The following is a 20728-nucleotide window of genomic DNA, read 5'->3' on the forward strand; positions in this document are numbered from 1 at the left end:
CACACCATGACCATTGCCCCGATTCACCAACCCGCTACCGCGCTGCGGCGCCTGGGTAGCCTGTGGCTGCTCGGCCTCGGCAGCGTGGCGGGGCTGCGTGCCCAGGGGCTAGTAGTGCAGGGGCGAGTGGTCGATGAAAAGCAGCAGCCGGTGCCCTTCGTGAGCGTGGCCCTGCCCGACGGCAGCACTGGCACGGCCACCAACGAGGTAGGGGAGTTCCGGCTGCGGCTGGCGGCTCCGGCGCCGCAGCTGGTGGTGTTCGGCGTGGGGTATCAGCGCACCACGGCGGCCGTGCCCGCGGGTGGGCAGCCGCTCACCGTCACGCTGCCGGCCAGCGTGGTGGCCCTGCCCGAGGTGCGCGTCAGCAGCCGGGAGCAGGCCACGGCCCTGGTGCGGCGGGCCTACGCCAAGCTGCTGCGCCACCAGGCCGATACCTACTACGGCAAGGGCTTCTACCGCCAGAAAACCAGCCAGGCCGGGCAGTACCGCGAGTTTTTCGACGCCTTCGCCGACATTCGCTTTTCCCCGCAGCAAATCGACGGGTGGGACCTGGGCGAGGCCCGCTTTGCCTACACGCCCGGCGGCGTCGACTTCACCAACTTTTCGGCCATTACCCGTCTGCTGCCCCTGTTTCAGACCGCCGCCGACAAGCCCAGCCGCCTGCTGCTGCCGCTGAGTCCGGCCGGCCTCCAGGCCTGCACCTTTTCGCTCGAGGCCTACCTGACTGAGCAGGGCCGTGAGCTAGCCGTAGTGAGCTTTGCGCCGCCGGCCGGCCAGCCCACCGCCGCCAGCGGCAAGCTCTACATCGACCCGGCCACCGCCGCCCTGCACCGCCTGGAGCTGGTGCTACCGGCCGACGCCATGCTGAACACGGGCGGCGCGAAAGGACCTGGCGCCAGCCGGGAAGGCGCCCTGCTACACCTGACCACCGACCTGGTGCCCGTGGCCGACTCGCTCACCCGCTTGGCCAGCAAGCGGGCCGAACTGGATATGCAGTTTCTGGTGCGCGAGGCCTTCACGGAAGACGTGCACGTGTCGTCGATGTTTCTGGTGTACCAGCTTACGCCGCGGCTGAAAGGTCAGCCTTACGCCGCCATGAGTCAGCAAACCAACGATTTGCAGCAAATTCGTAAGCGCCGCTACAACCCGCAGTTCTGGCGCGACAACGAAATTATCCGCGCCAGCCCCGTCGAGGAGCGGGTGGTGCGCGACTTCGAAGGCCGCCGGGTCTTCGGCCGCCTCTGACCCCCGCTTCCGCCTTCCGTTATCCTGCAACCTTCTCTCTTTCTACGCGGTTACATTTTCACCATGTCGCTCAATCTCAGCGTCCGCATCGACCCGCATTCCGGCTTCTGCTTCGGGGTGATTTACGCCATTCAGATGGCGGAAGACATCCTCGACGAGCAGGGGTATCTGTACTGCCTCGGCGACATCGTGCACAACGACGAGGAGGTGGAGCGGCTGGAAAAGCGCGGCCTGCGCATCATCGACTACGCTACCCTGGCCGGGCTGCGCGGCGAGAAGGTGCTCATCCGGGCCCACGGCGAGCCGCCCAGCACCTACCAGATGGCTCTGCAGAACGACCTGACGCTCATCGATGCCTCCTGCCCGGTGGTGCTCAAGCTGCAGAACCGCATCAAGACCAGCTACGACCGGAAGGACAAGATTTTCATCTACGGCAAGCACGGCCACGCCGAAGTGCAGGGCCTGCTCGGCCAGACCCGCGGCGACGCGGTGGTGTTCGAAAACCTCGACGAGCTGCTGCGCCACGAATTGCCCTCGAACATCACGCTCTACAGCCAGACCACCAAGAGCACCGACTCGTTTTACCGCATCAAAAGCGAGCTGGAAACCCGCGGCTACCAGGTATCGGCCAACGACACCATCTGCCGTCAGGTCTCGAACCGCGACCTGGAGCTGCGCCGCTTCGCCGCCGAGTACGACCAGGTGATGTTCGTATCGGGCACGAAAAGCTCCAACGGCAAGGTGCTCTACCAGGCCTGCAAGGACACCAACCCCAACACCCACTTCATTTCCAAGGTCGACGAGCTGGACGCCGCGTGGTTCCGGCCCGGGCAGACAGTGGGTATCTGCGGGGCCACCAGCACCCCCATGTGGCTGATGGAAGACGTGCGCGACGCGCTGCTTCGTCTGTGAAATGGTGAGATGGTGAAATAGTGAGTGTCGTTCCGCTTGCGCGGAGTGCGTTCCAGTAAAGACTCCAGATGAATTTAGCCCAAGCTCACCACCTCACCATTTCAGCATCTCACCGCCGCGTAGCGCCCGCGCCCCTGGGCTGGCGCGGCGCGGCGGTGGCCGGGCTGATTATGGCTTGCTGGAGCGGGCTGCTGACCTACCTGCTGGCCTTCTACCGCCCCGATTGGCGCACGCCCGCGCCCTACCTGCTGCTGCTGCTGCAGACGCACCTCTACACCGGCCTCTTCATCACCGCTCACGACGCGATGCACGGGGTGGTCAGCCCGAACAAGCGGCTCAACAACGCCATCGGCACCGTGGCAGCGCTGCTGTTTGCCTACAACTGGTTTCCGCGCCTGCTGCCGCGCCACCACGCCCACCACCGCCACGTGGCCACCCCCGCCGACCCCGATTTTCACGACGGGCAGCACCAGGCTTTTCTGCCGTGGCTGCTGCGGTTTGCGCGCAACTACATTACCATTTGGCAGGTGCTGCTGATGGCCCTGACCTACAATGTGCTGAAGTACTTTTTCCCGATGGGCAACGTCATTGCCTTCTGGATGGTGCCGGCTGTTCTTGCTACGGTACAATTGTTCTATTTTGGGACGTATCTGCCCCACCGTGGGGAACACGCCCCCGACAACCCGCACAAGTCGCGCACGCAGCTGCCGCATCACCTGTGGGCCTTCGTCAGCTGTTATTTTTTCGGCTACCACTACGAGCACCACGACCAGCCCTATTTGCCGTGGTGGCGGCTTTGGCGGACCAAATAAAGGCTGAGCTTGGCAAATAGCTGACGCGGCAAAAGTCGATTGTCCTTCTTTTTTCCTATTTTTAGGTAGCCAAAAAAGAAGCCAGCGTTTTGGACTCCCGTCCACGCCCGAATCGACATGTCCGTAACCCTTCGCTGCACCGTCCGCCGTTACCGCCTGCTGGGCTGGCTGTTGCTGCTGGGGTGGCTGCTGGCGCCCGGCGCGCGGGCCGAAATTCGCGCCGACGATGACCAGGTGGGTCTGCCCGGCAGCCTGCGCTATGCCCCGCTGGCCACGGCCGAGCCGGAATCATTGCAGGCTGCCCGGCGCGAGCTGAAACTGGCCGCGGGCGGCTCGGCCGGCACCACTGCCGCCGCTCACGCGCGCGTGGCCACCGCGCTGCTGCACCTGCAACGCTACGACCAGGCCTTGGGCCACGCCCACAAAGCCCTGCGCCTCTACCAGCAGGCCGACAAGCCCACGGCCTCTACCTGGCTGCTGCTCGGGCGGGTCCGTTTCGCCCAGGGCGACACTGGTCGGGCGCGCGTCAGCTACGTGCAGGCCCTGAAGCAGTTTGGCAGCCTGCACGACGCCACCGCCGAGGCGCACACCTACGAGCACCTGGCCGACCTTTACGCCAGTGAGCGAAACTGGGCCGCCGCCCTCAGCGGCTACCAGCGCGCCTACGGCATCTGGCAGCGGCTGGGCAACCTGCGCAGCGCCGCCGTGACGCTGCACGCCATCGGCCGCATGCACCTGGAGCAGCACAACTTTAGCCGGGCCGTTTATTACCTGCGCCAGAGCGCCGAGCAGGCCACCGCCCTGCACGACAGCGTGGGCGTGGCCTACGCCCTGCACAGCGCGGGCGAAGCCTACGCCACCGTGGTGGGCAACCAGGAAGTGGCCCTCGGCTACTACACCCGCGCCCTGGGCCAGCTGCCGCGCCACGCGCCGCCGGCCGAGCTGGAGGCCACGCTCTACGAGTCGCTGGCGCGGGGCAACGTGGCCCTGGGCAATGCCGAAACGGCCGAGCGCTACCTGGCCCGCGCCCAGCCCCTGGTGCAGCGGGCTGGCAGCAAGGCCCGCCTCGGACAAGTGTATCAGAGCCTATCGAACCTCTACCGGCAGCGCGGCGAAGTAGCCCCGGCGCTGGCGGCGTTGTCGCGCTACGTGAGTCTGCAGGACAGCGCCGCCGCCGAGCGCCGCGCCGAGCAGGTGGCCGAGCTGCGCACGCGCTACGAAACCGAGAAGAAGGAACGCGAGATTCAGCTGCTCATCAAGAAGCGCGAAGTGCAGGAAGCCAACCTGCGCCGGCAGAAGCTGGCCCGCAACGTGCTGGCGGTGGGCACCGTGCTGCTGCTGCTGACGGTGGCCGCCCTCTACCGCGGCCGCAAGGAACAGCTGCGCATCAACCTGCTGCTGGAGCGCCAGAACGCCGCCATCAGCCGGCAGAAAGAGGAGCTGGACCGCCTGAACCGCACCAAGGACACGCTGTTTTCGGTGATTTCGCACGACTTGCGCAGCCCGCTCAGCTCCCTCTACTCGCTGATGACGCTGCTGTCATTGGGCAGCCTTTCGCAGGAGAAAATGGCCCAGCACACCGACCGCCTCACCCGCACCCTCGACACCACGCTGCGCCTGCTCGACAACATGCTCAACTGGGCCGCCACCCAGATGCAGGGCGGCGGGCCGCGCTCCGAATACTTCCGCCTCGATGCCATTGCCGAGGAATGCCTCTCGCTGCTGCTGGGCGACGCGGAGCGTAAAAATATTCTGGTAATCAACCATCTGCGCGAAGAATACCCCGCCCGCGCCGACCTGAACATGACGCGCCTGGTGCTGCGCAACCTGCTTTCCAACGCCATCAAGTTCACGCCCGCGGGCGGCACCGTCACGCTCGCAGCCGAGCGGCAGGGCAAGTGGTGGCAGGTAAGCGTGCGCGACACCGGCGTGGGCATCGCGCCGGCCGACTACACCAAGATTTTCGGCGAGGCGGGCCACCACACCACCCTGGGTACGGCCCGCGAAAAGGGCACCGGCCTGGGCCTGCGCCTCTGCAAGGACTTCGTGGAGCGCAACGGCGGGCAGCTCACCTTCGAAAGCGAAGAGGGCCGGGGCTCGACGTTCCGCTTCACCATATCGGCGGCCGAACCGTCTGCTGCCCCGGCCCCCGATGCGGCGGCCCGTACCCGCTCCCTGGGGGCGGGGTCTGGCGTAGCGCCTAGTGTTGCCGCCGAATAAGCGCTTTATTCACCACGCGCTCGGTCACCTGGTCACGGTAGGTCTGGCCCAGCGGCAGGGCGCGGCCGCCCACTTTCACTTCCTGGCTGCTCAAGGACTCGATGCGGGCCGCGTTGACGAGGTAGGAGCGGTGCGTGCGCACGAACATGCCCACCGGTAGCTGCTCTTCGATGTTTTTCAAGTTTACCAGGGTCAGGTGCGTGCGCCCGTCCACGGTGTTGATTTTGGTGAAGTCCTTCAGGGCTTCGATGTAGAGCACTTCGCGGTAGTGCAGGCGCACAAACTGCGAATCGGTGCGGATGAAGAAGGAGCCCCAGCCGGAGAGCAGGTCGTCGGCGCCGGCGGGCGGGGCCTGGCTGGTGCGCAGCAGCCCAGCTACCTTATTGACGGCCTTCAGAAACCGGTCGAGCGAAATCGGCTTGAGCAGGAAGTCGCACACGTCGAGGTTGAAGCCCTCCATGGCATACTGCGGGTAGGCCGTCATCAGCACCACCAGCGGCGGCTCGTGCAAGGAGCGCACCAGGTCGAGGCCCGAGAGGTGGGGCATGGTGACGTCCGAAAACAGCACCTGCACGGAATGTTCGAGCAGGTAGCTGTGGGCTTCCAATGGGTCCGTAAAAGTGGCCTTCACGTCCAGCACGTCCGTCATCGACACGTACGCCTGCAGCAAGTCCAACACCAACGGATCATCATCGAGAAGCAAGCAAGAAATCTTCATGAGCGGTAGAGCGGCAAGAACGGCGGTGAATATACTAAGCAGGCAATGCCTATGCTAGTTCATCCCCCAAAGAATGTCAGTTGACCGACTGTCAGAGCGGGTTGGTCGACCCCCGGGCAAAGGTTTTTTCATTTTAAGCAATTAAGGTGACATTTTTTGCGTAGACTAGTATGACCCCGCCGACACCACCCGGCTACCGTGATAATCACCGCTGATTATCTGCGACTTGTGCTCCGCCTCCTGCTGCTTACCCCTGTTGCACGCTTACCCTTTCCTGTCCCATGGCTCAGCTCAGCACTGCGGCCCCGCCCCCGGTGGTATTAGGGGTGGCGCTGACGATTGCGCGCCGCGAGCGGCCCCGGCCCCTGGCCTCAACCATCCGGACGCGTTCCGTTAAACTGCGCATCGACCCCTCGCTCGAACAGATATACCTGATCGAAGCGACCCTGCCGGGCAATCTGGAGTGCCTCGGGCCGCTTACCCAGCCCGGCGTGGTGGCGCTGTACCTGCGCGCTGCGCGCCTGGAGCTGCTGCCCCCGGCTCACCCCAGCGGCCGGGCGCACCACCGTTCCGCGCTGGCGGCGCTGTCGAGCGGCAACTGCTTCATTACCACGCAAAGCCGCAAGGCGCTGCTGGCCGTCTTCGACGAGGAAGATATTCAGCCCGACCACATCCAGATGGAGGTGCAGGGCCGCGTGAACCTGCTCGATTACCTGCGGGCCGATTGGTTTACGCTGGAGCTGTCGGGCACGCACCGGCGGCGCTTCAACCGGCCCTTGCCCCTGCGGTTACAGCTCGAGTTCGAAACCCAGATGGCGGCCCTGGCCTGAGGCCGCGGCCGCGCAAAACACCAGCGGCGGGCTGGCCGGCCGGAGCGCTGCTCCGGTAGGCCAGCCCGCCGCATGGCAGGGAATACGTGACAGGCGGGTTGTCCGTCAGCGGCCGGGCTTAGTGCACGGCGTTGGTTTTCTTGCAGCAGTCGGGCAGCCGGTCGTAGGCTTTGGCGTTGGCCGCGGTGGCGTCGGCGTCGTAGCCGGTGGCCGCTACGGCGGCGCGCAGGGCCTCGGGCGTGGTTTTGTCGGCGCGGTAAGTTACCGTGAGCACCTGCGTGGGCACGTCGAGCAGGGCCGACTGCACGCCTTTCTCGTAGGCCAGGGACTTTTCGAGGCGGGCCTTGCACATGTCGCACACGGCCGAGGTCTTGATCTGCACCTGCTCGGCGCCGGACTTGGCTTTGGCCTTGGCTGCCGGGGGCGTCGTCTGGGCCTGGGCGGCGGCGGCGGTGAAGAAAAGGGACAAACCCAGCAGGAGGGAGCGGAAGAGGTTCATAGGAAACGAAAAAGCGCGGCGAAGATGAGAAACAGCGGCCGGTTTGGGCCCGGCCAGGCGGGTGTTGGCAATAACTATTCCAGGCGGAAGCGCAGGCCCACGTAGGTTAAACGCCCGTAGATGGGCCCCCAGTTCATGGCCGCGTCGAAGTTCGGGCCGAAGGGCTGATCGGCCGCGTCGATGGGGTTGCGCTGGCGGAAGTTGGTCAGGTTTTCCACGCCCGCGTACACGTCGATGCGCTTGAAGGCGCGGGTGAGCTGGGCGTTGAGGGTGGCGTAGCGCGGCGAGTAGAGCACTTTCTGGGGAGCGGCGCCCGCCTCGTGCTGGTGCATGAGGCTGGGGGCGTAGGGACGACGGCCGTACCACTGGGCCGTCAGGTCGCCGCGCCACTTGTCGAAGGCGCTGGCGTAGCTCAGGTTGGCAAACAGGCGGTGCTGGGGCGTGAGCGGCTTGGGCAGCAAGTCGCCGCCGTAGGTGGTTTTCACGTCCAGCCACTTGTAGGCGGCCTTGGCCTGCAGGCCCTTGAGCGGCTCCACCTGCACCTCGGCCTGGAAGCTGCGCGAGAAGGAGCGTCCGCCCGGCTCCAGATTGCGGATCAGCAGCAGGGAAGGCACCGTGTAGGGGTCGGCCACCACCTGGTTCTGGAAGAGCGTGTGGTAGTAATCGACCACGAAGGTGGCCTGCCGGCCCGCCACGGTGAAGTACTGCGAGAAGCTGCCGCCCACGTTCCAGGCCTGTTCGGGCTGCAAATCGGTGGCCACGCTGAACGGGCGGCTGCTCACCAGCATACCGGTGTTTTCGGCAATGGGATTGGCCACGCGGTAGCCCCGGCCGGCCGCCAGGCGCAGCACGGTGCTCTGCGTCGCGTCGACTTTCACGTTCAGGCGCGGCGTCAAGAACCAGCCGTAGAGGTTGTGATAATCGGCGCGGGCGCCGGCCACCACGGTCAGGTTCTTGGAGTTCTGGTAGGTGTACTCGGCAAAGGCCCCGGGCACGCGCTCGGTGCGGGCCCGTAGGCTGCGCAGCCGCTCCTGCGCGGCCGTTTCGCCCGCGCGGAAGCCGGTGCGCAGGTGCTCCTGGTAGTCGTCGTAGAGGTAGCTGGCGCCGAGGCGGTACACGTGGGCCGTGTTGCCGATGGCGCTCTGAAACAGCAGCGTGGCCAGGCCGGTGCGCTGCAGGCCGTTGTACTGGCGCTGCGGGCGGAAGTGGCCGGCGTGGTCCGGGTCGTGGGTGTAGTCGAAGCTCACGCCGTACTGGCTGGCCCCGTAGCTCGACCGGAAGTCGTGGCTGGTGCCCGACACGAGCAGGCCCAGGCTCTGGTAGGGCTTCGTGGGCCAGGTGTAGGAGGTCTTGCCGTAGGCCGTGTAGCGCGTGGTCTGCTGGGTGATGCCGTACGCCGCGTTGCTGGCGTCATCGGCCCGGAAATCCACCTGCCCGCCCTGCCGGGTTTCGCGCAGGGCGCCCACGCCCCACTCGCTCACCACCGCCGTGCCCGACTTGTACTTCCACTTGTTCAGCACGTTGTACTGAGTGGCCAGCGGCAAATCCAGGAAACCGTCTTTATTCCGGTCGACGCGGGTGCCGAGGTGGTCGGTGTGCAGCAGCAGGGCCGTGCTCCACTTCGCGTTGATGCGGGCCGAGGTGTTCAGGTTCAGGTCGAACTTGCCGAAGTCGTTGGCATAGGCATTGAAGAGCAGCCGGTCGGTTTTCTCCGGCTCCTTCAGGCGCACGTTCACCTGCCCCGAAATCGACTCGTAGCCGTTCACCACCGAGCCCATGCCCTTGATGATGTCGATGCTCTCGATCCAGGGCCCGGCCAGGTAGTTCAGCCGGTACGGCGACGACAGCCCGCGCAGGGCCGGCAGGTTGTCGACGGTGAGCAGGGAGTAGCTGCCGTCGAGGCCCAGCAGCTGAATCTGCTTGGCCCCGGAGGCCGCGTCGGTGGTCGTGACTTCCACCGAGGCGTTGGTTTCGAAGCTCTCCGCCAGGTTGCAGCAGGCCGACTTGGTCAGGTCGCGGCTGCTGATGACCTGGGTGTTGGTGGGCGTGAGCGAGGAGTAGCTCGGGGCGCGGTCGGTGATGACGACTTCCTGCAGCTCGGCATTGGCTTTCAGCGCAATGCGCACGTAGGGCCCGGCCTGCACCGTGTCAGCGCGGTAGCCGAGGGCGTTGATGACGAGGCGGCTGGAGGTGGCCTTGGTGGAGTAGGGCAGCACGAACAGGCCCCGCTCGTCGGTGGTGGCGGCTTGGTCGGTGCCGAGCCAGCGCACCACGGCGCCGGGCAGGGCGGCGCGGGTGGCGCCATCGGTTACTTCGCCCCGGGCGGGGGCGGCGAATGATTGGGCGAAGGCGGCGGGCGCGGCCCCCAGCGTCAGCAGGGGCAGGGCGCGCAGCACGCGGCTTCGCAAAGTAGCGGCCATGTGGTCAGAAAGTTAGGATTCTTCCGGCGGTTGAGCACCAGCTACGGTCGAGCTGATGGGGCAACGGCGCACCCGTGGGTGCAGCCCTTGCGGCGCGAAGAATCCGGCTCTAGACCACGAGCACGCACACGAACGTCAGCAGCGCCCGGCCCGCGCGGGGTGGGGGCGAGGCATCGGCGGCGTGCAGAATGCGCGCTTCGGCGGCAGTGGCAACGGCGGCGGGCGGCGGCCACATCGGCGGCGCGGGCAGCACGGCTACCAAGGCCGGCACCGGTACTTTGCCCAGGCTCAGGTCGTGGGCCGAGGCCTCGACCTTGTGGTGGTGGGCGCTGAACTCGCAGCAGCCGCCCTTGACGCTCGTCTGTTTCAGCGGCGCCGGCCGCTGGCAGCCGAGCTCGGCCGCCGCCATGCCGGCCGGGGCGCAGCCGTGGCGCGGCGTGAGCACCACCGCCCGCTGGGTGCGGCCGCTCACGTGGCAGGTGTGCTGCTGCACCGTCAGGCCCACCGAAGCGGTGAGAACGAGCAGGGCCAGCCACAGGCTGGTGAGGCGCAGGAGCAACGAGCGTTGGTTCACAGCCCCAAAGATACAGGTCGCCGCGCGGATAGCCCGGTACAGAATGCGGCGCGGCGTGTGCAGGATTTGGAAAGCAGCCCGGGTTCTGGTTCGCATCCGCTTAAACAAAATCGGTGAATGGCTTCTAGCAGACGCGCGCTCAAGTCCACGCTATGGCCATGCCGGTTCCGGGCCCTGCCGGGCGTCTGCCATTTTGGCAACGGCCTGTTCGTGCTTACCACTTTCTTCCCTACTCGCTACCACTCACGGTTAAAAATGGCCCAAACAGGCCTGTTAAGCCCATTTTGCCAGGTGGTAGAAAATGGTAAAAGGTGGTGGCCTTTTCGCGGGGCTTGCGTACTTTTGCTTACCGACCCTGTTTCCCATCCTCACCATGCACCTGCTCTCCGGCGAATACGACTGCAAGCTTGACCCGAAAGGGCGGCTCGTGCTGCCGGCCAAGGTGAAGGCCAACCTGCCCGAGCAGTCGGGCAATCAGCTGGTGCTGGTGCGCGGCTTCGAGCCCTGCCTGGTGCTCTACCCGCGCTCGGCCTGGCAGGTGATTCACGAGAAGGTGATGGCGCTGGACGAGTTCAACGAGGAGTACCGGCAGTTTCAGCGCAACTTCTTCCGCGGCATGACCGAGGTGGAGCTGGACAACATCGGCCGCTTCGGGCTGCCGGGCTCCATGCGCCGCTACGCCGGCATCGAGAAGGAAGCCATTGTGGTGGGCATGGGCAACCGCTGCGAAATCTGGGACCCGGCGCGCTACGACGAGTTCCTGATCAAAGACCAGCAGAGCTTCTCCAAGCTGGCCCAGAAGTTTCTTACCACCGATACCCCGCCCGCCGGCGGCCTCGCCGCATGAGCATGGACACCCCCAACGCCACGTACCACCGCCCCGTGATGCTGCAGGAGTGCCTCGACGGGCTCGACCTGCGCCCCGACGGCCGCTACGTCGACGTGACCTTCGGCGGCGGCGGGCACAGCTGGGCCATTATGGAGCAACTCGGGCCGCAGGGCCACCTGTTTTCCTTCGACCAGGACGCCGACGCCGAGCGGCAGGCCCAGGTGCTGCAGCAGGGCCCGCGCGGCGACCGGTTTACCTTCATCCGGGCCAACTTCGGCGAGCTGCAGCGCGAGCTGGAAAGCCGCGGCGCTATTCCCGTGGACGGCCTGCTGGCCGACCTGGGCGTGTCGTCCTACCAGTTCGATACGCCGGAGCGCGGCTTCAGCACCCGCTTCGACGGGCCGCTGGACATGCGCATGAACCCCGACGAAGGCCCCACGGCGGCCGACGTGGTGAACGACTACTCGGAGGCCGAGCTGCACCGCATCTTCGGCATGTACGGCGAGGTGCAGAACGCGCGCACCCTGGCCAAAGCCGTGGCGCAGGGCCGGGGTACCCGCGGCATTCAGACCATTGCCGACCTTAAGAAAACCATTGCCAGCTGCACCCCGCGCGGCAAGGAAAACAAGTACCTGGCGCAGGTATTTCAGGCCCTGCGCATCGAAGTCAACAACGAACTGGAAGTGCTGCAGCAGATGCTGACGCAGTGCGCGCAGGTGCTGCGCCCCGGCGGCCGGCTGGTGGTTATGTCGTACCACTCGCTGGAAGACCGGCTGGTGAAAAACTACCTGGCGGCCGGAAAATTCTTCGGGGAGGCCGACAAGGACCTGTACGGCAACCCCCAAAAGCCCTTCGAGGTGCTGACGCGCAAGCCCATTACCGCGTCGGAGGAAGAACTGCAGCTGAACAACCGGGCCCGCAGCGCTAAATTGCGGATTGGAATCCGGAACGATTTCCCGCTGAACCCTAAGTCCTGAACCGTCCGTGGCTGTCAATACTGCTCGTCCACCCGCCGCCCAGCCGCGCCAGAACACGCCGCGCGAAGTGGTGCCGCCCCCGGCGCCTGAGCCCGCGCGCGCGCCCGAACCGGACGCCGAGCCCGCGCCTAAGGCCGAGCGCGCCCCGCGCCCCGAGCCCCGGCCGCGCAAGCAGTCGACGTGGAGCATTTTCTCCCTGGTGGAGCGGGTGGTCAACGTCGACGGGCTGTTTCGCGACGGGGTGCCGGTGCGCTTTCTGCCGCACACGCTGTTCGTGATGTTCCTGATTCTGGTCTACATCGGCAACACGCACTACGCGGCCCGCATGAACCGCAGCATTCAGCGCCTGAAAACCGAAACCGAAGACCTGCGCGCCGACTACACCACGCTCTCGGCCGACTACATGGAGGCCAGCAAGCAGAGCGAGGTGGCCCGCAAAGTGGCCGCCTACGGGCTGGTGGAAAGCTCCTCGCCGCCGTTCAGCATCAAGGTGCCGGCCGGCGGACTGGAAGAAGCCAAGCTCGACGAGCTGCCGGTGCTGACGGCCGACTCCATTGCCGCCCAGGCCGTGCGCGACTCGCTGGCCGCCGCGGCCACGGCGCCCGCGCTACCGGCCGCCGAACCGGAAACGGCCCCCGAAGCCGAACCGCAACACTAACGCCCACCAGCCATGAGCAAGCAGCAACAGGGCAGCGTTAAGAAATCCATTGTCACCCGGGTGCGCCTCGCCTTCCTGGGCGTGCTGCTGTTTTCCAGCGCCATCGTCTGGAAGATTCAGCGCATTCAGTACCAGGAAGGGGAGAAGTGGCGCTCCTTGGAGCAGCAACGCCGCATCGTGTACCAGCCGGTGTTTGCCACCCGCGGCAGCATTTTCGCCGCCGACGGGCGCAGCATCATGGCCACCTCGCTGCCCTTCTACCGGGTGGCCTGGGACCCTTCGGTGGTGAGCGGCGAACTGTTCGACAGCAAGGCCGATTCGCTGGCCTTGCTACTTTCCCGTTTTTTCGGGGACCGAAGCCCGCGCGAATACCGCCAGCGGCTCGTCAACGCGTATAAAAAGAACAGCCGCTACATCCGCCTGAACTCGCGGCAGATCAACTTCCAGGAAAAGAAGCTGCTGGCCTCCTGGCCCATTTTCCGGGCCAAGCGCAAGGGCGGCGTCATCTTCGAGAAGGTGGACAAGCGGTTCCGGCCCTTCGGCGGGCTGGCCCAGCGCACCATCGGCTTCGTAAACGAGGAGAAGCACGGCGCGGGCCTGGAGTACACTTACAACAAGGAGCTGGCCGGCAAGGACGGCGAGGCGCTGTTTGAGCGCCTGCCCGGCGGCCTCAAACCCGTGTACGACGGCTCGGAAATCAAGCCCCAGGCCGGCCTCGACATCATGACCACGCTGGACATCAACCTGCAGGACGTGGCCGAAAATGCCCTGCTGCGCAGCCTGATGGACAACAACGCCCAGTACGGCACGGTGATTCTGATGGAGGTGAAAACCGGCGAAATCAAGGCCGTGGCCAACCTGGGCAAGGTGGCCGACGGCGTGTACCGCGAGGATTACAACTACGCCATTGCCGACCAGGGCCGCACCGAGCCCGGCTCAACCTTCAAGCTGGCCTCGATGATGGCCCTCTTCGAGGACAACCCCGAGCTGGACCTGACCGATACCGTCAACACCGGCCGCACCGGCTCGATGAAGATTGCCGGGGCCGTAAAAACCGACTCGCACCCCTACGGCCGCATCACCGTGCAGCAGGTGTTCGAGAAGTCCTCGAACATCGGGGTGGCCAAGCTGGTCAACGACCACTTTGCCGCCAAGCCCGCCGACTACACCGACTACCTGAAGAAGTTCGGGCTGCACCAGCCGCTGGGCTTCCAGATGTCGGGCGAGGCCAAGCCCTACGTGAAGGACCCCTCGGACCGCTCCTGGAGCCACACTTCCTTGTCGACCATGAGCATCGGCTACGAGCTGAAGCTGGCCCCGCTGCAGACGCTGGCCTTCTACAACGCCGTGGCCAACGACGGGGTGAAGATTCAGCCGATGATTGTCAAGGAAATCCGCCAGGACGAGCAGGTGCTGGAGCGGTTTGAGGCTAAGGTGCTCAACCCCAAAATCTGCTCCGACGCCACGCTGGCCAAGGTGAAGGCCATGATGGAAGGCGTGGTGACCCACGGCACCGCCCGCGGCATCCGCACACCCGACTTCGGCATTGCCGGCAAAACGGGCACGGCCTGGAAATTCAAGAACGGCCGCTACACCAAGACCTATTCGACTTCCTTCTGCGGCTACTTCCCGGCCGACAAGCCCAAGTACTCGTGCATCGTGGTGGTCGACTCGCCCAAGAACGGCCGCATCTACGGCGCCGACGTGGCCGCTCCGGTGTTCCGCGAAGTGGCCGACAAGGCCATGGCCCGCGACCAGGCCAGCCAGCGCCCCCTGCTGGCCCGCGCCCCGGTGCGCAAAACGCTGGTGCCCGCCAGCTACGGCGGCATGCAGGAGGATCTGCAGCTGATCTGCAACCACATGGGCGTGACCAACCAGGCCGCCGGCACCGCCCCCGACGACTGGGTGCAGGGCCAGGCCGCCGAGGGCGCCCGCCAGGTGCAGTGGAATGCCCTGCCAGTGCGCCGCGGCCGCATGCCCAGCGTGGCCGGCCTCAGCCGCCGCGACGCGCTGTTCCTGCTCGAAAACCGCGGCCTGCGCGTGCGCACCGTGGGGGCGGGCCGGGTGGCGCGCCAGTCGGTGCCGGCCGGCGTGCCGGTGCAGCGCGGCGCCACGGTGGTGCTGGAGCTGAAAGACCCCACGCTGGTGGCCAAAGCCCCGGCGCCGGTGCTGCCCTACGCCCCGCCCAAGCCCACCGTGGCGCCCGAGCCCACGGTGATTCCCGAGCCGGTGTCGCCCACGGGCCAGCCCATCACCCGGCCTGACGAGCTGTTCCCCGGCCAGAAGCCGGCCCGGCCCAAATCGGCGGCCGCCCAGCCCGCGGGCCGCAGCCGCGCCGGCCGCCGGGCCTAATTTCCTTCGCTGACTTTCCCGCTTTCCCGCCTTGACTTCTTCCAAACCCGCCTCTCACCAACTCACTGACCTGCTCGCGGCCGTAACGGTGCGGGAGCAGCGCGGCCCGGCCGATGCCGAAGTGCGCAGCCTCACGCTCGATTCGCGGCAGGCGGCGCCCGGCGCGGTGTTCTTCGCCCTGCGCGGCGTGCAGGCCGATGGGCACCAGTTCATCCCGAAAGCCGTGGCCCAGGGCGCTACGGCGGTGGTGTGCGAGGAATTGCCGGCCGAATTAGATGATGCGGTGAGCTATGTGCTGGTGGCCGACAGTGCCGAAGCCATGGGCCACATGGCGGCGGCCTTCTTCGGTCACCCCAGTAAGCAGCTGCAGCTGGTGGGCGTGACCGGTACCAACGGCAAAACCACCTGCGCCACCTTGCTGCACAAGCTGTTTTCGGCCCGCGGCTACAAGGCCGGCTTGCTCTCGACGGTGCAAAATCAGATCGGGGAGGAGGTCATTCCGGCCACGCACACCACACCCGACGCCATCCGGCTCAACGAGCTGCTGGCGCGCATGGTGGCGGCCAAGTGCACCCACGCCTTCATGGAAGTCAGCTCGCACTCGGTGGTGCAGCACCGCGTGACGGGGCTGCAGTTTGCCGGGGGCCTGTTCACCAACCTCACCCACGACCACCTCGACTACCACGGCACCTTCGACAACTACCTGAAGGCCAAGAAAGGTTTTTTCGACATGCTGCCGGCCGGGGCTTTTGCCCTCACCAATGCCGACGACAAGCGCGGCCTGGTGATGCTGCAGAACACCAAGGCCCGCAAAGCCACCTACTCCCTGCGCGGCGCCGCCGACGTGCGCGGCCGCCTTATCGAAAACAGCGTGGAAGGCCTGCTGCTGGAAGTGGACGGGCGCGAGGTGCAGTTTCGCCTGATCGGGGTGTTCAATGCCTACAACCTGCTGGCCGTGTACGGCGCGGCCGTGCTGCTGGGCGAGGACCCCGAAGAGACGCTCACGGTGCTGTCGGGGCTGACCTCGGCGCCGGGCCGCTTCGAGCCGGTGGTGTCGCCGCGCAAGCGGGTGGTGGGTATAGTAGACTACGCCCACACGCCCGACGCGCTGGAAAATGTGCTGCAGACCATTGCCGACATCCGCCGCCCCGAGCAGGCCGTCATTACGGTGGTGGGCTGCGGCGGCAACCGCGACGCGGCGAAACGCCCCATCATGGCCGATTTGGCCTGCCGCCTGTCCGACCGCGCCGTGCTCACCTCCGACAACCCGCGCTACGAGGACCCGCAGGTGATTCTCGACCAGATGCAGGCCGGCGTGCGCCCCACCGACGCGGGCAAGTACCTCACCGTGCCCGACCGCCGCGAAGCCATCAAAACTGCCTGCGCCCTGGCCCGCCCCGGCGACATCGTGCTGGTAGCCGGCAAGGGCCACGAAAACTACCAGGAAATCCAGGGCCAGCGCAGCGCCTTCGATGACCGGCTGGTGCTGCAGGAGGCGTATGAGTTGCTGAGCTTATGAGATGGAACCGTCATCCTGAGCGCAGCGAAGGAACCTCCTCAACCCTCGCACTGCCGCCGAAGTCTGAGCTTAGACTCAATCGTTGGTGCATAGTTCGAGCAAGGTCCTGCGCTGCGCTCAGGATGACGACCAATAAGAGCACCGGAATAGCACAAAATCACGACAAACGCAACGTTTGACCACTGCCGAAAAAGCCGAAAATTTGCGGCTTCCTGACGCCTGAACCGGCGTCGCACCAGCCCTGACCAATGCTCTACTACCTCTTCGATTATTTGCACCGCCACTACAACGTGCCCGGCACGGGGGTAATGCAATACACCTCGTTCCGCGCCGCCATGGCCGTGGTCACCTCGCTGATTATTGCCCAGTTGTTCGGCAAGCAGCTGATTGCCATTCTGCGGCGGCGGCAGATCGGGGAGGGCATCCGCGACCTGGGCCTGGCCGGGCAGATGGAGAAGAAGGGCACCCCGACGATGGGCGGCCTGATCATTCTGCTGGCCATTCTGGTGCCCACCCTGCTCTTCGCCAAGCTCGACAACATCTACGTCATCCTGATGTTGCTCAGCACCGTGTGGTTGGGCTTGATTGGCTTCGTGGATGACTACATCAAGGTGGTGAAAAAGGACAAGGAGGGCCTGGCCGGGCGCTTCAAGATGCTGGGCCAGATCGGGCTGGGGCTGACGGTGGGCTGGGTGCTCTTCTTCAGCCACGACGTGACGGTGCGCCAGTACCTGCTGCCGAACGGGCAGTTTTCGGCCGTGGACGCCAGCCGCTACTACCAGGACGTGAAGCTGATGATTACCACCATTCCCTTCGCCAAAAACAACGAGTTGAACTACGGCGACCTGTTTGCCACCGCCGGCGACTTTTTCAACGAGTACTACGCCTTCTTCTACATTCCCATCGTGATTTTCATCATCACGGCGGTGTCGAACGGGGCCAACATCACCGACGGCCTCGACGGGCTGGCGGCCGGCACTTCGGCCATCATCGGCACCACGCTGGGCATCTTCGCCTTTGTGAGCGGCAACGCCGTGCTGGCCGACTACCTCGACATCATGTTCATTCCGAACGTGGGCGAGCTGACCATCTTCTGCACCGCCTTCGTGGGCGCCTGCGTGGGCTTTTTGTGGTACAATAGCTACCCGGCGCAGGTGTTCATGGGCGACACCGGCTCGCTGGCCATCGGCGGCATCATTGCGGTGCTCTCGCTCATCGTGCGCAAGGAGCTGCTGATTCCGGTGCTCTGCGGCATCTTCCTGGTCGAGAACCTCTCGGTGATTCTGCAGGTGAGCTACTTCAAGTACACCAAGAAAAAGTACGGCGAAGGCCGCCGCCTGCTGCGCATGTCGCCGCTGCACCACCACTACCAGAAGCTGGGCTACCACGAGTCCAAAATCGTGTCGCGCTTCTGGATTGTGGGCATCATGCTGGCCGTGCTGACCCTGGTAACCCTCAAACTGCGCTAACTCCATGCAGCACTCCGGCGAAGGCAAAAAACTGGTCATTCTCGGCTCCGGCGAAAGCGGGGTAGGGGCGGCGCTGCTCGGGCAGGCCAAGGGCTACGACGTGTTCGTGTCGGACGGCGGGGCGCTGAAGCCGGCCTACAAGGACAAGCTCACGCAGGCCGGCATCCGCTTCGAGGAAGGCGCCCACACGCTCGAAGAAATCCTGGCGGCCGACGAAATCGTGAAGAGCCCGGGCATTCCGGAAAAAGCCCCGGTGATGCAGGCCGTGCGCGAAAAGGGCATCAAGGTCCTGTCGGAAATCGACCTGGCCAGCCGCTACACCCGGGCCCAGAGCATTGCCATTACGGGCACCAACGGCAAGACCACGACCACGCTGCTGACCTACCACCTGCTCAAAGAGGCCGGCTACAACGTGGGCCTGGCCGGCAACGTGGGCCACTCGTTCGCCGAGCAGGTTATCGAGGATACCTTCGACTGGTTTGTGCTGGAGCTGAGCTCCTTTCAGCTCGACGATACCTACGACTACACGCCCACCGTGGCCGTGCTGCTCAACATCACGCCCGACCACCTCGACCGGTACCACTACCGCATCGAGGAGTACGCCCAGGCCAAGCTGCGCATCACCCGCAACCTCGACAGCAGCTCCTACTTCATCTACAACGCCGACGACCGGCTGATTCAGCAGGAGTACCAGTCGGTGTTCGTGGATACCAACGATTTGCCCTTCAGCCTGCACCAGCGCCCGGACATCCGCTGCGCGGCCCGCTACGTGTCGGAAACCACGCTGCGCCTCGACGTGCCGCAGGTGCAGGACGAAGGCCCGGAGGACGTGAGCATTGCCCGCTCGCCGCTGATCGGCCAGCACAACCGCCAGAACATGGCCGCCGCCGTGCTAGCCGCCCGGGTGGCGGGGCTGTCGGTGGAGCAGCTGGAGGCGGCGCTGCCTTCCTTCAGCAACGCCGCGCACCGCCTGCAGCCGGTGGGCGAAATCAACGGCGTGCCCTTCATCAACGACAGCAAGGCCACCAACGTGGAGGCCGCCTGGTACGCCCTCGACGGCGTGAAGGCCCCGCTGGTCTGGATTGCGGGCGGCACCGACAAAGGCAACGACTACGCAACGCTGCTGCCGCTGGCCCGGGAAAAAGTGAAAGCCCTGATCTGCCTCGGCGTTGACAACGCCAAGCTGCGCGCCGCCTTCGACGGGGTGGTGCCGGTGGTGGAAGAAACCCAGGACGTGCGCGAAGCCGTGCGCCGCGCCGCCGCCCTGGCCCAGCCCGGCGACGTGGTGCTGCTCTCGCCCGCCTGCGCCAGCTTCGACCTGTTCAAGAACTACGAGGACCGCGGCCGGCAATTCGCCCAGGCGGTCGGTGAGTTGGCGAAATCGTGAAATGGTGAGTTTGTCGTTCTGACGTAACCGTTTCGCTGCCCATCAACTCACCATTTCACCAACTCACCATTTCACCACTTGCCGATGGAACCCGTCAAAACCTGGCTGCAGCGCAATCTGAAGGGCGACCCGGTGCTCTGGGGCATCGTGATTGTGTTTTCGCTCATCAGCATGGCCGTGGTGTACTCCGCCACCGGCACGCTGGCGTACAAAAACGAGCTGCGCGGCCGCGCCGGCTCGGTGGAAATGATTTTATTCAAGCACACCAGCCTGATTTTCGTCGGGCTGGCCCTGATGTGGGTGGCCCACCGCATTGACTACCGGCACTACTCGCGCCTCTCGCTGTACGCGCTGCTGCTGTCGGTGCCCCTGCTGCTGTTTACCTACCTGATGGGCGGCAGCGTGAACGGGGCGGCCCGCTGGATGACCATTCCGGTGATTAACCAGACCTTCCAGCCCTCCGACTTGGCCAAGCTGGCCTTGATTTCGCACCTGGCCAGCATGCTCAGCCGCCGCCAGCAGTACATCGACAACTTCAAAACCACGCTGCTGCCCGTAATTCTCTGGGTGGGCGTCATCTGCGGGCTCATCGTGCTGTCCAATGCCTCCACGGCCCTGCTGCTGTTTTTCACTTGCCTGCTGCTGATGTTCATCGGCCGCGTGCCGCTGAAGCACATGATGCTCACGGTGCTCATTGTGATGAGCCTGGGCGGCGTGGCCCTGACCCTGGGCCAGCGCTGGGGCACGGTGAAGTCGCGTATCGAGAGCTTCACCGACAAGAGCAAGCCGGTGCCGTTTCAGCTGGAGCACAGCTACATAGCCATTGCCACCGGCGGCGTGGCGGGCAAGGGCCCGGGGCAGAGCACCGAGCGCAACATCATGCCCCACCCGTACTCCGACTTCATCTACGCCATCATCATCGAAGAGTACGGCATGCTTGGCGGCATTGGCGTGCTCTTCCTGTACCTCGCCTTCCTCTACCGCGGTCTGCTTACGGTGATGCGCAGCTACGGCGCCTTCGGGGGCCTGCTCTCGGCGGGCTTGTGCTTCAGCCTGGTGCTGCAGGCTATGGTGAACATGGGCGTGGCCGTGGGCCTGGGCCCGATTACCGGCCTGCCGCTGCCCATGCTGAGTATGGGCGGCACCTCGCTGATTTTCACTGGTATCAGCATCGGCGTCATCCTCAGCGTGAGCCGCGGCGAGCGGGAAATTCGCCCGATGGTGGGCGAACCGGAAGACGAAGCGCGCATTCCGAAACAAACTGCGCTGGCGTAGCGCGGTTAGAACAGCTCTGCGCCCTCCGCGCA

At 65.4% G+C, this 20728-nt stretch carries 17 protein-coding genes; 13 read left to right on the top strand and 4 right to left on the bottom strand.

What is annotated here, in order from left to right; genetic code table 11:
• The first annotated feature begins 6 nt into the window (after positions 1 to 6).
• The 4 genes from DLM85_RS15420 (at position 7) to DLM85_RS15435 (ending at position 5189) form a co-directional block, all read left to right on the top strand.
• The gene (locus tag DLM85_RS15420; protein ID WP_111478998.1) at positions 7 to 1245 is read left to right on the top strand and encodes a carboxypeptidase-like regulatory domain-containing protein; all 1239 of its coding nucleotides are present in this window, start codon (positions 7 to 9) and stop codon (positions 1243 to 1245) included.
• Between the two features lie 63 nt (positions 1246 to 1308).
• The gene (locus DLM85_RS15425) at positions 1309 to 2157 is read left to right on the top strand and encodes a 4-hydroxy-3-methylbut-2-enyl diphosphate reductase (protein ID WP_111478999.1); all 849 of its coding nucleotides are present in this window, start codon (positions 1309 to 1311) and stop codon (positions 2155 to 2157) included.
• 170 nt (positions 2158 to 2327) lie between these two features.
• On the top strand, positions 2328 to 2969 hold the full coding sequence (locus DLM85_RS15430) for a fatty acid desaturase (RefSeq protein ID WP_207891041.1): 642 nt from the start codon (positions 2328 to 2330) through the stop codon (positions 2967 to 2969).
• Between the two features lie 117 nt (positions 2970 to 3086).
• Positions 3087 to 5189 carry an ATP-binding protein gene (locus tag DLM85_RS15435; RefSeq protein WP_111479001.1) on the top strand — a complete coding sequence of 701 codons (2103 nt, stop codon included), beginning with the start codon at positions 3087 to 3089 and terminating at the stop codon, positions 5187 to 5189.
• On the opposite strand, the gene DLM85_RS15440 is transcribed toward DLM85_RS15435, so the two are convergent.
• Positions 5170 to 5907 carry a LytR/AlgR family response regulator transcription factor gene (locus tag DLM85_RS15440; protein ID WP_111479002.1) on the bottom strand — a complete coding sequence of 246 codons (738 nt, stop codon included), beginning with the start codon at positions 5905 to 5907 and terminating at the stop codon, positions 5170 to 5172. The genes DLM85_RS15435 and DLM85_RS15440 overlap by 20 nt on opposite strands.
• 281 nt (positions 5908 to 6188) lie before the next feature.
• Between DLM85_RS15440 and DLM85_RS15445 the strand changes: the two genes are divergently transcribed.
• Complete coding sequence (locus DLM85_RS15445) at positions 6189 to 6737, top strand: hypothetical protein (protein WP_111479003.1); 549 nt, start codon at positions 6189 to 6191, stop codon at positions 6735 to 6737.
• A gap of 118 nt (positions 6738 to 6855) precedes the next feature.
• Here DLM85_RS15445 and DLM85_RS15450 read toward each other — a convergent pair whose 3' ends face one another.
• The 3 genes from DLM85_RS15450 to DLM85_RS15460 form a co-directional block, all read right to left on the bottom strand.
• Positions 6856 to 7236 (bottom strand): heavy-metal-associated domain-containing protein, encoded by a 381-nt coding sequence (locus DLM85_RS15450; RefSeq protein ID WP_111479004.1) that lies wholly within the window; start codon positions 7234 to 7236, stop codon positions 6856 to 6858.
• 74 nt (positions 7237 to 7310) lie between these two features.
• Entirely contained in the window at positions 7311 to 9656 is a 2346-nt protein-coding gene (locus tag DLM85_RS15455) for a TonB-dependent receptor (protein ID WP_111479005.1), read from the bottom strand.
• A gap of 109 nt (positions 9657 to 9765) precedes the next feature.
• On the bottom strand, positions 9766 to 10230 hold the full coding sequence (locus tag DLM85_RS15460) for a hypothetical protein (protein ID WP_133257084.1): 465 nt from the start codon (positions 10228 to 10230) through the stop codon (positions 9766 to 9768).
• Between the two features lie 373 nt (positions 10231 to 10603).
• On the opposite strand from DLM85_RS15460, the gene mraZ reads away from it, so the two are divergent.
• From mraZ to DLM85_RS15500, 8 genes are all read left to right on the top strand, one after another.
• The gene (gene mraZ / locus DLM85_RS15465) at positions 10604 to 11077 is read left to right on the top strand and encodes a division/cell wall cluster transcriptional repressor MraZ (RefSeq protein WP_111479007.1); all 474 of its coding nucleotides are present in this window, start codon (positions 10604 to 10606) and stop codon (positions 11075 to 11077) included.
• Positions 11074 to 12036, top strand: coding sequence for a 16S rRNA (cytosine(1402)-N(4))-methyltransferase RsmH (gene rsmH, locus DLM85_RS15470; RefSeq protein WP_243635972.1), 963 nt, complete (start codon positions 11074 to 11076; stop codon positions 12034 to 12036). The genes mraZ and rsmH overlap by 4 nt, the downstream gene beginning before the upstream one ends.
• Positions 12037 to 12043: 7 nt before the next feature.
• On the top strand, positions 12044 to 12694 hold the full coding sequence (locus tag DLM85_RS26025) for an FtsL-like putative cell division protein (RefSeq protein ID WP_243635973.1): 651 nt from the start codon (positions 12044 to 12046) through the stop codon (positions 12692 to 12694).
• A gap of 12 nt (positions 12695 to 12706) precedes the next feature.
• Positions 12707 to 15046 (top strand): penicillin-binding protein, encoded by a 2340-nt coding sequence (locus DLM85_RS15480; RefSeq protein ID WP_111479008.1) that lies wholly within the window; start codon positions 12707 to 12709, stop codon positions 15044 to 15046.
• Between the two features lie 31 nt (positions 15047 to 15077).
• Positions 15078 to 16565, top strand: a complete 1488-nt coding sequence (locus DLM85_RS15485; protein WP_424321695.1) for a UDP-N-acetylmuramoyl-L-alanyl-D-glutamate--2,6-diaminopimelate ligase — start codon at positions 15078 to 15080, stop codon at positions 16563 to 16565.
• A 248-nt stretch (positions 16566 to 16813) separates the two neighbouring features.
• On the top strand, positions 16814 to 18034 hold the full coding sequence (gene mraY, locus DLM85_RS15490) for a phospho-N-acetylmuramoyl-pentapeptide-transferase (protein ID WP_111479009.1): 1221 nt from the start codon (positions 16814 to 16816) through the stop codon (positions 18032 to 18034).
• Between the two features lie 4 nt (positions 18035 to 18038).
• A complete protein-coding gene (murD, locus tag DLM85_RS15495; RefSeq protein WP_111479010.1) occupies positions 18039 to 19421 on the top strand; it encodes a UDP-N-acetylmuramoyl-L-alanine--D-glutamate ligase in 1383 nt (460 codons plus the stop codon).
• 84 nt (positions 19422 to 19505) lie between these two features.
• Positions 19506 to 20696, top strand: a complete 1191-nt coding sequence (locus tag DLM85_RS15500; protein ID WP_111479011.1) for an FtsW/RodA/SpoVE family cell cycle protein — start codon at positions 19506 to 19508, stop codon at positions 20694 to 20696.
• Positions 20697 to 20728: the final 32 nt, after the last annotated feature.

This window comes from Hymenobacter edaphi, assembly GCF_003258365.1.
Lineage (GTDB): Bacteria > Bacteroidota > Bacteroidia > Cytophagales > Hymenobacteraceae > Solirubrum > Solirubrum edaphi.

What these genes read in the sequence shown, in the direction of transcription:
- DLM85_RS15425 (WP_111478999.1), top strand. Translation starts at nt 1,309, where the DNA reads ATGTCGCTCAATCTCAGCGTCCGCATCGACCCGCATTCCGGCTTCTGC.
- rsmH (WP_243635972.1), top strand. Translation starts at nt 11,074, where the DNA reads ATGAGCATGGACACCCCCAACGCCACGTACCACCGCCCCGTGATGCTG.
- DLM85_RS15420 (WP_111478998.1), top strand. Translation starts at nt 7, where the DNA reads ATGACCATTGCCCCGATTCACCAACCCGCTACCGCGCTGCGGCGCCTG.
- DLM85_RS15430 (WP_207891041.1), top strand. Translation starts at nt 2,328, where the DNA reads ATGGCTTGCTGGAGCGGGCTGCTGACCTACCTGCTGGCCTTCTACCGC.
- mraZ (WP_111479007.1), top strand. Translation starts at nt 10,604, where the DNA reads ATGCACCTGCTCTCCGGCGAATACGACTGCAAGCTTGACCCGAAAGGG.
- DLM85_RS15455 (WP_111479005.1), bottom strand. Translation starts at nt 9,656, where the DNA reads ATGGCCGCTACTTTGCGAAGCCGCGTGCTGCGCGCCCTGCCCCTGCTG.
- DLM85_RS15480 (WP_111479008.1), top strand. Translation starts at nt 12,707, where the DNA reads ATGAGCAAGCAGCAACAGGGCAGCGTTAAGAAATCCATTGTCACCCGG.
- DLM85_RS15500 (WP_111479011.1), top strand. Translation starts at nt 19,506, where the DNA reads ATGGAACCCGTCAAAACCTGGCTGCAGCGCAATCTGAAGGGCGACCCG.
- DLM85_RS15435 (WP_111479001.1), top strand. Translation starts at nt 3,087, where the DNA reads ATGTCCGTAACCCTTCGCTGCACCGTCCGCCGTTACCGCCTGCTGGGC.
- DLM85_RS15450 (WP_111479004.1), bottom strand. Translation starts at nt 7,236, where the DNA reads ATGAACCTCTTCCGCTCCCTCCTGCTGGGTTTGTCCCTTTTCTTCACC.
- mraY (WP_111479009.1), top strand. Translation starts at nt 16,814, where the DNA reads ATGCTCTACTACCTCTTCGATTATTTGCACCGCCACTACAACGTGCCC.
- DLM85_RS15440 (WP_111479002.1), bottom strand. Translation starts at nt 5,907, where the DNA reads ATGAAGATTTCTTGCTTGCTTCTCGATGATGATCCGTTGGTGTTGGAC.
- DLM85_RS15445 (WP_111479003.1), top strand. Translation starts at nt 6,189, where the DNA reads ATGGCTCAGCTCAGCACTGCGGCCCCGCCCCCGGTGGTATTAGGGGTG.
- murD (WP_111479010.1), top strand. Translation starts at nt 18,039, where the DNA reads ATGCAGCACTCCGGCGAAGGCAAAAAACTGGTCATTCTCGGCTCCGGC.